Source organism: Burkholderia sp. HI2761 (assembly GCF_002223355.1).
Taxonomy (GTDB): Bacteria; Pseudomonadota; Gammaproteobacteria; order Burkholderiales; family Burkholderiaceae; genus Burkholderia.
In genome coordinates, this window is sequence record NZ_NKFN01000001.1 from 815,022 (window position 1) to 829,510 (window position 14,489).

Sequence of the window (14,489 nt, forward strand, 5' to 3'; positions counted from 1 at the left end):
AAGGAGGCGCGCATGGCACCTTATCTGAGCGTGGAACGCATCGAGAAGCGGTACAACGACACGCAAGTCCTCACCGACATCAACCTGAGCGTGATGAAGGGCGAGATGATCTGCTTCCTCGGGCCGTCCGGCTGCGGGAAGACCACGCTGCTGCGGATCATCGCGGGGCTCGAGACGCAGAACGCCGGCCACATCATGCAGGACGGCCGCGACATCTCGCGGCTGCCGCCGCAACTGCGCGACTACGGGATCGTGTTCCAGTCGTATGCGCTGTTCCCGAACCTCACCGTGTACGACAACGTCGCGTACGGGCTCGTGAACCGGAAGATGAAGCGCGACGCGATCCACGAGCGCGTGCACACGCTGCTCGCGCTGGTCGGCCTGCCCGACAGCCACCGCAAGCATCCGGGCCAGTTGTCCGGCGGCCAGCAGCAGCGCATCGCGCTGGCGCGCGCGCTCGCCACGTCCCCCGGCCTGCTGCTGCTCGACGAGCCGCTGTCGGCGCTCGACGCGCGCGTGCGCGTGCGGCTGCGCCAGGAAATTCGCGCGCTGCAGCAGCGGCTCGGCGTGACGACGATCATGGTCACGCACGACCAGGAAGAAGCGTTGTCGATGGCCGATCGCATCGTCGTGATGAACCACGGCGTGATCGAACAGATCGGCACGCCGCTCGAAATCTACCGTCAGCCGGCGTCGCCCTTCGTCGCGGACTTCATCGGCCGCGTCAACACGATTCCCGCCGAAGTCGCGCAGGACGGCACGCTGCGCGCGGGCGCGGTCGGCCTCGATTGCCGCCAGGGCGCGGCCCGCCCCGCGCAGGGCGCGGCGGTGTCGGTCTACGTGCGGCCCGAGGACCTGCGCATCCGCGTGCCGGGCGAAACGGCCGACAACGTGCTGGCCGGCCGCGTCGAGAAGCTCGAATTCCTCGGCGCGTTCTGCCGCGTGAGCTTCCGGATCGACGGGCTCGACGGCCAGGAGATCGTCGCCGACCTGTCGTATCACGACGTCGACCGCACCGGCGTGCAGGCCGGCGCGCGCATCGACCTCGCGCTCGATCGCGAGCATGTCCGCGTGTTCCCGTGCGCGAAGGAGCGACTGCAATGAGCACCGTCCTGACCGAGCGCCGCCGCGGCGCGTCCGCCCCCGCCGACGTGCGACAGATCACGCACTGGCACGACCGCATCGCCCAGCTCGCGCTCGTCGCGATGGCCGCGCTGATGTCGCTGTTCCTGCTGCTGCCGCTCGCGCTCGTCGTGCAGAAATGCTTCGTCGACGCCGACGGGCGGTTCGTCGGCGCGCACAACTTCGTCGAGTATCTGGAGGACAGCGGCGTGCTGCGCTCGATGCTCCATTCGCTGACGGTCGGCGCGCTCGTCACGGCGATCGTCGTGCCGATGGCGTTCACGTTCGCGTATGCGCTCACGCGCTCGTGCATGCCGCTAAAGAACGCCGCGCGCACGATCGCGCTGCTGCCGCTGCTCGCGCCGACGCTGCTGTCGGCCGTGTCGTTCATCTACTGGTTCGGCAACGCGGGGCTGCTCAAGCCGCTGCTGCACGGCCATTCGATCTACGGGCTGCCGGGCATCGTGCTGAGCATGGTGTATGCGTCGTTCCCGCACGTGCTGATGATCCTCGTCACCGCGCTGTCGCTCGCGGACGGCCGGCTCTACGAGGCCGCCGACGCGATGGGCACGCGCCGCCTGCGCAAGTTCTTCACGATCACGCTGCCCGGCGCGAAGTACGGGCTGATCAGCGCGACGATGGTCGCGTTCACGATGTGCATCAACGACTTCGGCGTGCCGGTCGTGATCGGCGGCTCGTACAACGTGCTGTCGACCGACATCTACAAGCTGATCATCGGGCTGCAGGACTTCAACCGCAGCGCGGTGGTGAGCCTGATGCTGCTGTGCCCGGCGCTCGTCGCGTTCGGCATCGACTTCTTCATCCGCCGCCGCCAGCAGTCGCAGCTCGGCGCACGCTCGACGCCGTACCAGCCGAAGCCGTCGCGCGGCTTCGACGCCGCGATGCTCGCGTACTGCACGCTCGTGTGCGCGTTCTTCGTCGCGGTGGTCGGCATCTCGGTGTTCGCGTCGTTCGTGAAGTTCTGGCCGTACCAGATGACGCTCGGGCTGCAGCACTACAAGATGGGGCTGATCGCGGCCGGGATCTTCGATGCGTACAAGAACAGCTTGCGGATGGCCGCGACGGTGGCGCTCGGCGGCACGATCGTCGTGTTCGGCGGCGCCTACCTGATCGAGAAGACCCGCGGCGCGCGCTGGCTGCGCGGCTTCATCAGCCTGTGCGCGATCTTGCCGATGGGCGTGCCGGGGCTCGTGCTCGGCATCAGCTACATCTTCCTGTTCAACGCGCCCGGCAATCCGCTGAACGGGCTGTACGGATCTCTGTGGCTGCTGGCGATCGTCACGGTCGTCCACTACTACGCGTCGAGCCATCTCACCGCCGTCACCGCACTCAGGCAAATCGACGGCGAGTTCGAGGCCGTATCCGCATCGCTGAAGGTGCCGTTCTACAAGACCTTCCTGCGCGTGACGGTGCCCGTGTGCCTGCCCGCGATCCTGCTGATCGCGCGCTACCTGTTCGTCAACGGGATGACGACGGTGTCGGCCGTCGCGTTCCTGTACTCGCCGGACACGCAGCCCGCATCGGTCGCGATCCTGAACCTCGACGACGCGGGCCAGATGGGCCCGGCCGCCGCAATGGCCACGCTCGTGCTCGCGACGTCGTCGTTCGCGTGCGTGCTGTTCGCCTGCATCTCGCATCGCCTGCTGCGCCGTACGCAGGTGTGGCGCCATCCGCATCGCCGTTGATTTCCCGCCGCATTCACGTGACGTCCCGACTTCATCAAGGAGACACCATGACGCTCGCCGCCCAGCCCATCCTGCTCACCCCCGGCCCCCTGACGACTTCCGACCGCACCCGCGACGCGATGCTGCGCGACTGGGGTTCGTGGGACGGCGACTTCAACGCGATCACCGCGCGGCTGCGCGAACGCCTGCTGCGGATCGTGCACGGCGAAGGCACGCACGAATGCGTGCCGCTGCAGGGCAGCGGCACGTTCTCGGTCGAAGCGGCGATCGGCACGCTGGTGCCGCGCGACGGCCACGTGCTGGTGCCGAACAACGGCGCGTACTGCCAGCGCCTCGCGAAGATCTGCCGCGTGCTCGGCCGCAAGCTGACGACGATCGACTACCGCGAGGATCGCCGCGTCGATCCGGCCGACGTCGAGCGCGCGCTCGCGGCCGATCCGTCGATCACGCACATCGCGCTCGTGCATTGCGAAACGGGCGCCGGCGTGCTGAACCCGTTGCACGAGATCGCGCAGGTCGTCGCCAGCCACGGGCGCGCGTTGATCGTCGACGCGATGAGCTCGTTCGGCGCGATCGACATCGACGCGCGCACGACGCCGTTCGACGCGGTGATCGCGGCGTCCGGCAAGTGTCTCGAAGGCGTGCCGGGGCTCGGCTTCGTGATCGCGAGGCGCAGCGCGCTCGAACGCTGCGAAGGCAACAGCCACTCGCTCGCGATGGACCTGTACGACCAGTGGGTCTACATGCAGCGCACGACGCAGTGGCGCTTCACGCCGCCGACGCACGTGGTCGCCGCGCTCGACGCGGCCGTCGCGCAATACGTCGACGAAGGCGGGCTCACCGCGCGCGGCGGCCGCTACCAGCGCAACTATCGCGCGCTGATCGACGGGATGCTCGCGCTCGGCTTCCGGCCGTTCCTCGATCCGGCGATCCAGGCGCCGATCATCGTCACGTTCCATGCGCCGGACGATCCGAACTACGATTTCAAGCGGTTTTATCAGGAGGTCAAAAAGCGCGGCTACATTCTGTATCCGGGCAAGCTGACCGAAGTGGAGACGTTCCGCGTCGGCTGCATCGGCCATTTCGGCGAAGCCGGGATTCCGGGCGCCGTCGCGGCAATCGCCGACACGCTGATGGCGATGGGCGTGCGCCGCGTATCGGCCGAAGCAGCGGCATGACGATGTGACGCGATGCACCCGGCCGCGTGCGCATGAGCATGCGGCCGCCCGTTTTTCCCCGGCCGTGCGCCGCACGGCCCCTTATCGACGAACCTTCCGATGCGACCCTTCTGGATCGAACAAGCGCTGTTCAACGACGGCGATCTCGCCCCCGCGCTGCAAGGCGCGACGCAGGCCGACGTGTGCATCGTCGGCGGCGGCTTCACGGGCCTCTGGACCGCGATCCAGGCGAAGCAGCAGAACCCCGCGCTCGACATCGCGATCCTTGAAGCCGACCTCTGCGGCGCCGGCGCGAGCGGCCGCAACGGCGGCTGCCTGCTCACGTGGTCCGCGAAATTCCTGACGCTGCGGCGTCTGTTCGGCGAAGCCGAGGCGATCCGGCTCGTGAAGGCATCGGAAGCGGCCGTGCAGCACATCGCCGATTTCTGCCGCGCGCACGACATCGACGCGGAACTGCGGCTCGACGGCACGCTGTACACCGCGACGTCGCGCGCGCAGATCGGCACGCTCGCGCCGGTGCTCGACGCGCTCGCCGCGTGCGGCATCCACAGCTACGAGCCGCTGCCGCCCGCCGAAGTCGCGCGACGCTCGGGCTCCGCGCGCAATCTCGACGGCGTCTATTCGCCGATCGCCGCGACCGTGCATCCCGGCAAGCTGGTACGCGGGCTGCGCCGCGTCGCGCTCGACATGGGGATCCGGATCTACGAACGCACGCCGATGCTCGACTTCACGCCGGGGCAGCCGGCCGTCGTGCGTACGCCGTCCGGCAGCGTGACGGCGGGCAAGCTCGTGTTCGCGATCAATGCGTGGATGGCAAGCCGCTTCCCGCAGTTCGAACGGACGATCGCGGTCGTGTCGAGCGACATGGTGATCACCGAGAAATGCCCGGAGTTACTCGAGCGCACCGGACTGGTGGACGGCGTGTCGGTGCTCGATTCGCGGATCTTCGTCTACTACTACCGCACGACCGTCGATGGCCGGCTGATGCTCGGCAAGGGCGGCAACACGTTTTCGTGGCGCAGCCGCATCGCGCCGGTGTTCGACCGGCGCTCGCCGTACGAGGCGCAACTCACGCAGAGCCTGCGCGAGTTCTTCCCGTCGCTCGCGGGCGTGCCGATCACCGCAAGCTGGAACGGCCCGTCGGACCGCTCCGTGACGGGCTTCCCGTTCTTCGGCCGCCTCGACGACGCGCCGAACGTGTTCTACGGCTTCGGCTATTCGGGCAACGGCGTCGGGCCGACCTACATGGGCGGGCAGATCCTGTCGTCGCTGGTGCTCGGTCTCGACAACGCGTGGACGCGCAGCCCGATCGTGCGCGGCCCGCTCGGCCATTTCCCGCCGGAGCCGATCCGCTATGTCGGCGCGCACGTCGTGCGCAACGCGATTCGCCGCAAGGAACGCGCGGAGGACGAGAACCGGCAGCCGGCGGCGGTCGATACGTGGCTCGCGAAGTTCGCGAGCGCGGCGGGGAAGGCCGACAAGGCGTGACGATGGTTGACCCGCCGAGCTGAAGCGCAACGAAAAAGGGACGCGGCGACGCGTCCCTTTGCCGGTGCGCGGCAGCCCGCGCGGGGCATTGCCGGCTCTTATGCGCCGGCCTTCTCCCGCGCCGCCTTGCCCGTCGCGGGCAACCCCTGTTCGTGCATGCGGCGCATCCGCGCGAGGCCGTGCGCGACGTGCTCGCGCACGAGCGCGACGGCCTTTTCCTCGTCGCCGGCCGCGAGCGCCTGCACGATCTTGTCGTGCTCGGCCGCCGACACGGCGATCGCATCCTCCTCGGCCTCGATCGCCGCCTGGCGCAGCAGGCCGAGCTGGCGCACGAGCCGCCGGTAGGTATCGGTGAGATGCGTATTACCGACGCCGACGACCATCGCGTCGTGGAACTGCACGTTCAGCTCGGTGTAGCGCGTGACGTCGTGCGTCTTCGCGGCATCCTTCATCGACTGGATGATGCCCTTCAGCACCTTCAGCGTATCGGGCGAGATACGCTTCGCGAGCGCGCGCGCGACCGATTCGTCGAGCATCGCGCGCACTTCGTAGATCTCCTCGGCCTCGCGCAGCGGCACGACCCGCACGGTCACGCCGCGGTTCTTCTCGTTGCGCAGCAGGCCGGCCTGCTCGAGCGCGCGGAACGCTTCGCGCACCGGGCCGCGCGACACGTTCAGCCTGGTCGCGATCTCGACTTCGTTGAGCTTCTCGCCCGGTGCGTATTCGCCGGAGACGATCGCGCGCTCGAGCATGTCCTGGACGATCATCGCGAGCGACTGGCTTTGCAGGAGTTCGATGGCGCTGAGCGTGTTCGGGGCAGTCATGGTCGGGCAGGCAGCGGGGCTGTGGATGAAAACGAGGGCGCCATATCGGCGAATGATCCCTGTATACCCGCGCCACGGCATATTGTCAACAGTTTTCAGTTTCCAAAAACCAATCCTGCGTACCGGAACACCGACGGAACACGGCCAGCATGCAACCGGCACGCGGCGCTCGCGCGGCGCGGGGAATCGTCCCGCATCGCGCGACGCCTGCGCAACCGTCAGGCCGTGTGCTTCACCGGCCCCGGATCGCTGTGGCTCGGCCGGCCCGTCTCGACGTGGCCCGCGAAGCGGCGCACGACCTTGTCGTCGCCGCCGTGCAGCGTGGTCGCGGTGATCGTCAGATCGTACCAGCCGTGGCTCGACGACAGCTCGAAGTGCCCTTCGACGCGCTCGCCCGGCTCCAGCGTGTAGGTCTTCGCATGCGCATGGCTGTACGCGTTGTCGACCGTCACGCGGCAGGTCGCGCGCCCGCTGTTGCGTAGTTGCAGGTACACGTGACGGTTGCGCACGTCGTAGCCGATCTTCGCTTCGGGGTTCGCGTGGCGGCCGTCCGCGGCGAGCCGCGTGTTGCCCTGGAATTCGCACAGATGGCCGTTCGGGCCGTAGGCGGCCAGATGGTACTCGCCGCGCGCGGCCGACGTGCTCCACGTATCGACGAAGCGGTCGCGCGCGGACACCGCGTAGCGGCGCGGCGGCGTCGCCGGGTTGCGGCGGTCGTAAACGTAGAACGCGGCACCGGCGTCGCCGGTGTTCGCGAAGTCGAGCGACACGGTGTCGTCCTGCGCGCCCACGCGGCTGTGCACGAACAGTTCGTACGGCAGCGCACGCGCCGGACGCGTGCCGGGTTCCTGCGCCGGCATCGACTGCTGCGCGGGCACCTGGTACGCCTGGCCGGCCGTCGCGATGTGCTGCGGCACCGTGAAGCTCACCGTGCGCGTGTAGGGGCGCGCGGAGAAGTCGAACGCCGACGTGAGATCGCCGCAGATCGACCGGCGCCACGCGCTGATGTTCGGCTCCTTCACGCCGAAACGCGCTTCGAGGAAACGCAGCACCGACGTATGGTCGAACGTCTCCGAGCAGACCCAGCCGCCCTTCGTCCACGGCGAGATGATGATCAGCGGCACGCGCGGCCCGAGGCCGATCGGCTGGATGCCGCCCGGGTCGGCGCCCGGCACGAGCGGGCTCATTTCGCCCGGGTACTTGTTCAGGTCGAGCAGCTCGTCGCCGAGGTTCGACAGCAGGTTCGACGACACGATGCCCTGGCCGCCCACGCCGCTCGTGACCGGCGGCACCGGCGGCACGACGTGGTCGAACAGCCCGTCGTTCTCGTCGTAGTTCAGGATGAACACCGTCTTCGCCCACACCTCGGGGTTCGACGTCAGCGCCTCGAGCACCATGTTGATGTAGAACGCGCCGTCGGTCGGCGACGCCTGCGGGTGCTCGCTGTACTTGTACGGCGACACGATCCACGACACCTGCGGCAAGCGGTTGGCCTGCACGTCGGCCTTGAGTTCGGCGAGCGTGTGGTCCGACGCGCCCTTGTCGACCAGCGGGCCGCTCGCGCCTTCCTTCACCTGGAAGCGCTTGAAGAACATCAGCGAGTTGTCCGTGTAGTTGTCGGTCGGGTCGCCCGGGATGCCCGTGCCACCCTGGTACACCTTCCAGCTGATCTTCGCGTTCTCGAGACGTTCGGCGTAGGTCGTCCACGTGTAGCCGTTCACGTCGTCGCGCTCGCCGATGCCCGGGCCGTTCGGCGGGGTGCCGTAGATGTTGCGCGGGTCGACCGTGCCGGTCCACAGGTAGATGCGGTTCGGCGCCGTGTCCGCATGCGCGGAGCAGAAGTACGAATCGCAGATGGTGAACGCGTCGGCGAGCGCGTAGTGGTACGTGAGATCCTGGCGCTTCAGGTAGCCCATCGTCAGCACGTCCTGCTTCTGGTTCACCCACTGGTCCCACTGGCCGTTGTTCCAGGACAGGTGGCCGCTGCTCCAGCCGTGGTTGGTGCCCGGCTGGAATTCGGTCGTCTGCTTCGGATCGAGGTAGAACGGCAGCACGTACGGCGCCGACGGATCGAGTCCGCGCGAATGGTAGTTCTTCGTGAACACCGACGCCGGCGGCTGCTGCCACACCGGCGCGCCGCTCGGCAGCAGGTGCGGACGCGGGTCGTCGAAGCCCCGCACGCCGCGCAGCCCGCCGAAGTAATGGTCGAACGAACGGTTTTCCTGCATGAAGATCACGACGTGCTCCACGTCGCGGATCGTGCCGGTGCGATAGGCGGCCGGCATCGCCAGCGCATTGCGGATCGCGGGCGGGAAGCCCGCGTAGGCGGCCATCGCGCCGGCCGACTGGGCAGCGAGGCGCAGGAAATCGCGTCGATTGTTCGAGGACATGAAGAGAACCTTGTGGTCGGTGGGAGTGGGCTCGCCGGGCGAGCGGAGCCGGCGATCTGCGTCGCCGTTATTACCCCTCACCGGCATGTCCCGGCCGTGACCGGTTCCCGCAGGTTTCTTGCGGTCACCCCCAGCTTTTTTTCGAAGTCGCGCACGATGCGCCTTTCATGCGGCCGACACATGCGTGCGCTACGCTGACGCGCGATGTAGAGGGGGAGAAGCCGAGTCGTGTTCGATCAGTTGAAGGCGTTCCACGCGACCGTCCGGCAGGGCAGCATCACGCGCGCCGCGCGCCACCTCGGCGTGAGCCAGCCGACGATTGCCGCGCAGATCCGGCAGGTCGAGCAGGTGTACGGCGTCGAGCTGTTCTACCGCAGCGGCCGCAAGCTCGAGGTGACCGAGACGGGCATCGAGCTGCTCCCGCTCGTCGAGAAGATGATCGCGCTCGAGGCGCAGGCCGACATCATGCTGCGCAACGTCGGCGGCCTGTTCGAAGGCCACCTGCGGATCGGCGCGACGGGCCCGTACTACATCATGGACGCGGTCGGCCGCTTCTCGAGCGCGCACCCGTCGATCGCGCTCACGTGCCGGATCGGCAACTCCGAGGAAATCCTGCAGGCGCTGCAGGAGTTTCGCATCGATCTCGCGGTCTCGTCGCAGCGCAACGATGCCGACGGCCTCGAACGCAAGGTGATCTCGACCGATCCGCTGGTGCTCGTCGTGCATCGCCATCATCCGCTCGCGCGGTTCGATTCGATCGACCCGGTGCAGCTCGCCGACGTGCGGCTGCTGATCCGCGAGGAAGGGTCGATCACGCGCCGCTGCACGGAGACGATCCTCGCCACGGCCGGCGTCGCGGCCACCTCGGTCGCCGAGATCGGCAGCCGTGAAGCGATTCGCGAGGCGATCCTGCATGGGGTGGGCGGCAGCCTGTTTCCGCGCGGCGAGGCCGAGCGCCATCCCGACCTGCGCGTGATCGCGCTGCGCGGTGTCGATACGACGATCGACGAATACGTGTACTACCTGAAGGCGCGCCGCCAGAGCCCCGCGATCGACGCGTTCCTCGCGTGCATCCTGCCGGACGGCGCCGAAGCGGCCGGTGTGATCGAACCCGGGCGAACGATGCGGCGGGCGAACGCGCGCTGAGCCGCCGCGCGTTCGCCGCTTCCGCACACTGCCGGGCGCTTTTTTCGCGCCTTCCCTCGTCGTTGTCTTCGTGCCTTCCTTCCGTCGTCGCGCCGTGCGTTACTTCGGCAGCGCCGGGATCATCCATGTCAGCACGTGCTGCTGCAGGAACACCAGCACGCCGAGCAACAGCGTGAGGATCACGCTGTGCCAGAAGGTGCGCGCGAACACGACGCCTTCCTGCCCTTTCAGGTCCGTCGTCGACACGCCCGTCGCGATGTTCTGCGGCGAGATCATCTTGCCCATCACGCCGCCCGACGAGTTGGTCGCGGCCATCAGCACCGGATCGAGGCCGAGCTGCCGCGCGGCGACGACCTGCAGGTTGCCGAACAGCGCGTTGCCCGACGTGTCGCTGCCGGACAGGAACACGGCGATCCAGCCGAGCGATGCCGACACCAGCGGGAACAGCGCGCCCGTCGACGCGACGCCGGTGCCGAGCGTGTAGCTGATGCCGGAGTAGTTCAGCAGGTATGCGAGCCCGACAATCATCATCACCGTGACGATCGCGATCCATGTCTGCCGCCACGTCTTCACCACGCATTCGAGGAACGCGTCGGGGCCGGTGCGCGTCAGCGCGGCCGTGATGATCGCCGACACGAGGATCGCGGTGCCCGTGCCGAGCGGCTGGAAATCCCAGATCGCCGCATACGGCTTGTGGTACAGCGACACGTACACGGCATTGTGCAGGCCCGGCCACTTGATCTTCACGTCGCCGATCGCCGCGATGTTCGCGTGCACCCAGACGATCACGACCACCGACACGACGAGCCACGGCAGCCAGCCGCCGAAGCCCGCGCGCGCGGCGCCGGCGGCGGCCGGCACGCTGCGCGCGAGCGCGAATTGCGGATCGGGCTGCGGCTTCCACACCTGCAGGAAGCCGATCGTCACGATCAGCGACGAGAGCGACGACAGCACGTCGGTGAGCTGGTAGCCGAGGAAGTTCGACGTGACGAACTGCGCGATCGCGAAGCTGCCGCCGGACACGAGCAGCGCGGGCCACAGCTTCGCGATCGAGCGCAGGCCACCGTATGCGCCGACCACGTAGAACGGCAGCAGCAGCGCGAAGAACGGCAACTGACGGCCGACCATCTGCGCGAGCGTCGCGGGCGGCAGCGACGTGACCGCGCCGAGCACGGTGATCGGCACGCCGAGCGCGCCGAACGCGACCGGCGCCGTATTGAACAGCAGCGTATAGGTGAGCGCTTCGAGCGCGGGGAAACCGAGCGCGATCAGCAGCGCGCTCGTGATCGCGACCGGCGTGCCGAATCCGGAGATCCCTTCGAGCAGACAGCCGAACGAGAACGCGACGACGAGCAGCACGAGACGGCGGTCGTCGGGCAGGTTGTCGAGCATCCACTGCCGGAACTGGTCGAAGCGGCCCGACTTCACCGCGATGTTGTACAGCAGCAGCGCGTTGAAGACGATCCACATCACCGGCACGACCGCGAGCGCCATGCCGGCGCCGACCGCGTTGAACGCGAGCTCGGCCGGCATCCCCCACGCGCCGATCGCGACCGCCAGGCCCGCGACGAGCCCGGCGAGCGACGCCTGCCACGCGGGGCGGCGCAGCACGCCGAGCGCGATCAGCGCGACCGCGATCGGGATCGCGGCGACGAGGAACGACAGGAGCAGCGAGTGCGCGACCGGCGTCAACGGTTGCGCGAAGACGATGCCGGGCGGTAGGGCGTCGGTGGGATTCATCGTGTCTCCAGATGTCGACCCGAGTTGGCGTTTCAGCGTCTACTCGGGTCCCATGCCTTGTGCGGCCGGCCCGGCTTCGCATGTCGATGCGCCGGGCTCGGTACAAGCGATGTCCTGCAGTCGCGACCGCGATCGGGCGCTTGCGTACGCAACGACGTTGCGCGGCCAACCGATCGGTCGCTTAAAAGAGGTTAGGAGGCGCGACGCGCTTGTACAAGGGGGGAGAAGCCCGATGCGGGCGAGCCGATGCGAACCCGCCGCCGCACGATGGCCGGCAGATGGCGTGCCGCTGTCGCGTTCGACAGAAAACCCGTCGCGGCCGGCTCACCGGCGCCCGCGCAATGTTGCGCGACCGGAAAAGGTGACTGCCAGCCGCGAGGATGTTTCGTTTGGCGTCCGAAGCCTGGACTGGCTGCATCGTTTCCGGTCGCGCCGGCAATGGCGCGGCACCGGAACCTCACGGAGCAAACACGATGACGACGATGAAACACGCGGCATGCGCGTTCATGCTGATCGGCGCGGCGTTCGCCGCTCACGCGCAAGCCGCGTCGACGCTCACGCGCACGCAGGTCCGCCAGGAACTCGTGGAACTGCAGGCAGCCGGCTACCGATCGAGCCTCGCAAGCAGTCCCGACTTTCCGCGGAACATGCAGGCGGTCATGCAGCGTGCCGCGCAGGCGCGCGGTGAGGGTGACGCCGCCGGTTACGGCAGCGACGGCCGGGACGACGCGGAATCGGGCAAGCCGGCGCTGCCGCACGCGGCCGAGCGCGGCACGTACGCCCATCACTGATCGCTGACGGAACCGGATTGCAATCGCATCGCGGCACGGCGCACGCTGCGCCGGCCGCATGCGCGATCGTCACACGCTGAAGCGGTTCAGCGTATAGGCGCGATAGGCGGCGACGAACGCATCGAACGAGCCGGCCTCCTTCGCTTCGAGCTCGGCCTGCTCGGCCAGCGACTTCGCGGCGAGCGCCTGCTCGGTGCGCAGCGTCTCGGCCGACGGCGGATGCGCGCGGAAATGCGCGGCATGCGCTTCGCTCTGAGCGAGCGCGAACGCGAAGAACGACTGACCGTTCTCGCGCATCGTGCGCAGCACGCGCGCGGACGGCGTGCGCTCCGGATCGGCGAGCTTCGCGCGTTGCGCGGCAATCGCGCGCGCATGCTCGTCGCCGCCACGAATGTCGTCGAGACGGCGGCCGACGATTTCGATATCGGCCATCAGCGCATCCGCCCACGCCTGCAGCGTGACCGGCTGGCCGTCGCGCGTCAGCGTGAGCCCCGGCTTGCGGCCATCCAGCGTCACGCTGCCGAAGTTCGCGTTCGCTTCCTTGTACGCGTCGCAGTCGAGCGGCGCGCTTTCGTCGAGCGCGCAGGCGAGCAGGAACGCGTCGAGGAAGCGCGCGGTCTCCAGTGCGATGCCGGTCGGTTCGAACGGATCGATGTCGAGACAGCGCACTTCGATGTACTGCACGCCGCGCGACGCGAGCGCATGCAGCGGCCGCTCGCCCGAATACGTGACACGCTTCGGCCGGATCGTCGAGTAGAACTCGTTCTCGATCTGCAGCACGTTCGTGTTGATCTGGATCCACTCGCCGTCGCGATGCGTGCCGATCGCCTCGTACGCCGGATACGGCTCGCTGACGGCCTTCGACAGCGCGTCGAGATAGCCGGGCAGCGTGTTGTAGTCGACGTGCAGCGCGGCCTGGGCCGTCGTGTTCGAGTAGCCGAGATCGCTCATCCGCAGGCTGGTCGCGTACGGCCGGTACAGCGTATCGGCGTCGAACGTGTCGAGGTGATGCGGCTTGCCACGCAGGAACTTCGTGTCGAGTACGGGCGATGCGCCGAACAGGTACATCAGCAGCCAGCTGCGGCGGCGGAAGTTGCGGATCTGCGCGAGATAGCGTTCCGACTGGTAATCGACGAGCGTCGCCGTCGACCCTTCTTCCGCATGCAGGCACCGCCACACCTCCTCGTGCAGCGAGTAGTTGTAGTGGATGCCGGCAATGCACTGCATCGTGCGGCCGTAGCGATACGCGAGGCCGCGCCGGTACACCGTCTTCAGGCGGCCGATGTTCGACGTGCCGTAGTTGGCGATCGGGATCTGGTCGTCGGCCGGCAGCAGGCCGGGCATCGAGTCGCTCCACAGCATCTCGTCGCCGAGCGACGAATAGACGTAGCGATGCAGATCGTCGAGGCGTTCGAGCGTGAGCGCGGCGTCGCGCTCCGCGGGCGTGATCAGTTCGATCAGCGCTTCGGAATAGTCGGTCGTCAGCGCCGGATGCGTGAGCGCCGAACCGAGCGCGCGCGGATGCGGCGTGAACGCGATCATCCCGTCGCGCGTCACGCGCAGGCTTTCCTTTTCGATGCCGCGCAGGCCGTCGGGCAGATGCTGCCGCGTCGGGCCCGAGCTCAGCGCGTCGAGGCGATTCAGCAGCAGTTCGGACTGGCGGTGAGTCATGGTGTTCGACATGGAGACGCAAGTGCGTGACGGCCGCGCGCAGAACGCCGCGCGCGGCCGGCTGGATTGTTGGTCGCTTCGTTGGTAGCGGGCACTTTAACATCTCGCCGGAACCCGCGCTTGAGGTGGCCCCGGGCATGGCGCGCGGGCCTGAGCGGGCCGTCGGACGGGCCGGGCGCGGCAGTCCCGGCCGGTATCGCCGGGTCCGGACGAGGCCGCTCGGCACGCCGGTCGGCGCCATTCGTCGGACGGAACGCGAACGGCGAACGGGTGGCGGCAGGTGCAACCTCGTCGCCGAATGGATCGCGAAACGACGCGTGCGCGGGCATCGCACGCGCGACATCCGGCCGACGCCGGAAGCGCGGACTCGCCATGACGGGCTGCGTCGCGCCGGCGCTTGGCGCTTGCCGGCACCGCTTGCGCAGCGGGTTGC

The 14,489-nt window shown here is 68.4% G+C and carries 10 protein-coding genes; 6 read left to right on the forward strand and 4 right to left on the reverse strand.

The genetic code is table 11. The features are described from left to right. Positions 1-12 precede the first annotated feature (12 nt). The 4 genes from CFB46_RS03940 (at position 13) to CFB46_RS03955 (ending at position 5,494) form a co-directional block, all read left to right on the forward strand. Entirely contained in the window at positions 13-1,104 is a 1,092-nt protein-coding gene (locus tag CFB46_RS03940) for a putative 2-aminoethylphosphonate ABC transporter ATP-binding protein (RefSeq protein WP_027785779.1), read from the forward strand. Next, the gene (locus CFB46_RS03945; protein WP_089499293.1) at positions 1,101-2,828 is read left to right on the forward strand and encodes a putative 2-aminoethylphosphonate ABC transporter permease subunit; all 1,728 of its coding nucleotides are present in this window, start codon (positions 1,101-1,103) and stop codon (positions 2,826-2,828) included. The genes CFB46_RS03940 and CFB46_RS03945 overlap by 4 nt, the downstream gene beginning before the upstream one ends. Before the next feature lie 47 nt (positions 2,829-2,875). Beyond that, complete coding sequence (locus tag CFB46_RS03950) at positions 2,876-4,006, forward strand: 2-aminoethylphosphonate--pyruvate transaminase (protein WP_089499294.1); 1,131 nt, start codon at positions 2,876-2,878, stop codon at positions 4,004-4,006. 99 nt (positions 4,007-4,105) lie between these two features. After that, positions 4,106-5,494 carry an FAD-dependent oxidoreductase gene (locus CFB46_RS03955; protein ID WP_089499295.1) on the forward strand — a complete coding sequence of 463 codons (1,389 nt, stop codon included), beginning with the start codon at positions 4,106-4,108 and terminating at the stop codon, positions 5,492-5,494. A gap of 98 nt (positions 5,495-5,592) precedes the next feature. On the opposite strand, the gene CFB46_RS03960 is transcribed toward CFB46_RS03955, so the two are convergent. Together CFB46_RS03960 and CFB46_RS03965 are read right to left on the reverse strand one after the other, a co-directional pair. Continuing rightward, entirely contained in the window at positions 5,593-6,318 is a 726-nt protein-coding gene (locus CFB46_RS03960; protein ID WP_089499296.1) for a phosphonate utilization associated transcriptional regulator, read from the reverse strand. A gap of 218 nt (positions 6,319-6,536) precedes the next feature. Continuing rightward, positions 6,537-8,708 (reverse strand): phosphocholine-specific phospholipase C, encoded by a 2,172-nt coding sequence (locus CFB46_RS03965; RefSeq protein ID WP_089499297.1) that lies wholly within the window; start codon positions 8,706-8,708, stop codon positions 6,537-6,539. 228 nt (positions 8,709-8,936) lie between these two features. Here CFB46_RS03965 and CFB46_RS03970 point away from each other — a divergent pair, with 228 nt between their 5' ends. Then, positions 8,937-9,854, forward strand: a complete 918-nt coding sequence (locus CFB46_RS03970; protein ID WP_089499298.1) for a LysR family transcriptional regulator — start codon at positions 8,937-8,939, stop codon at positions 9,852-9,854. Between the two features lie 99 nt (positions 9,855-9,953). On the opposite strand, the gene CFB46_RS03975 is transcribed toward CFB46_RS03970, so the two are convergent. Further along, complete coding sequence (locus CFB46_RS03975) at positions 9,954-11,594, reverse strand: L-lactate permease (RefSeq protein ID WP_089499299.1); 1,641 nt, start codon at positions 11,592-11,594, stop codon at positions 9,954-9,956. A 473-nt stretch (positions 11,595-12,067) separates the two neighbouring features. Here CFB46_RS03975 and CFB46_RS03980 point away from each other — a divergent pair, with 473 nt between their 5' ends. Next, the gene (locus tag CFB46_RS03980) at positions 12,068-12,385 is read left to right on the forward strand and encodes a DUF4148 domain-containing protein (protein ID WP_089499300.1); all 318 of its coding nucleotides are present in this window, start codon (positions 12,068-12,070) and stop codon (positions 12,383-12,385) included. A gap of 69 nt (positions 12,386-12,454) precedes the next feature. Here the strand turns inward: CFB46_RS03980 and gshA are convergent, their stop codons facing one another. Beyond that, positions 12,455-14,068: a glutamate--cysteine ligase gene (gene gshA / locus CFB46_RS03985; RefSeq protein ID WP_179235024.1), complete on the reverse strand. Its 1,614-nt coding sequence runs from the start codon at positions 14,066-14,068 to the stop codon at positions 12,455-12,457. Positions 14,069-14,489 lie beyond the last annotated feature (421 nt).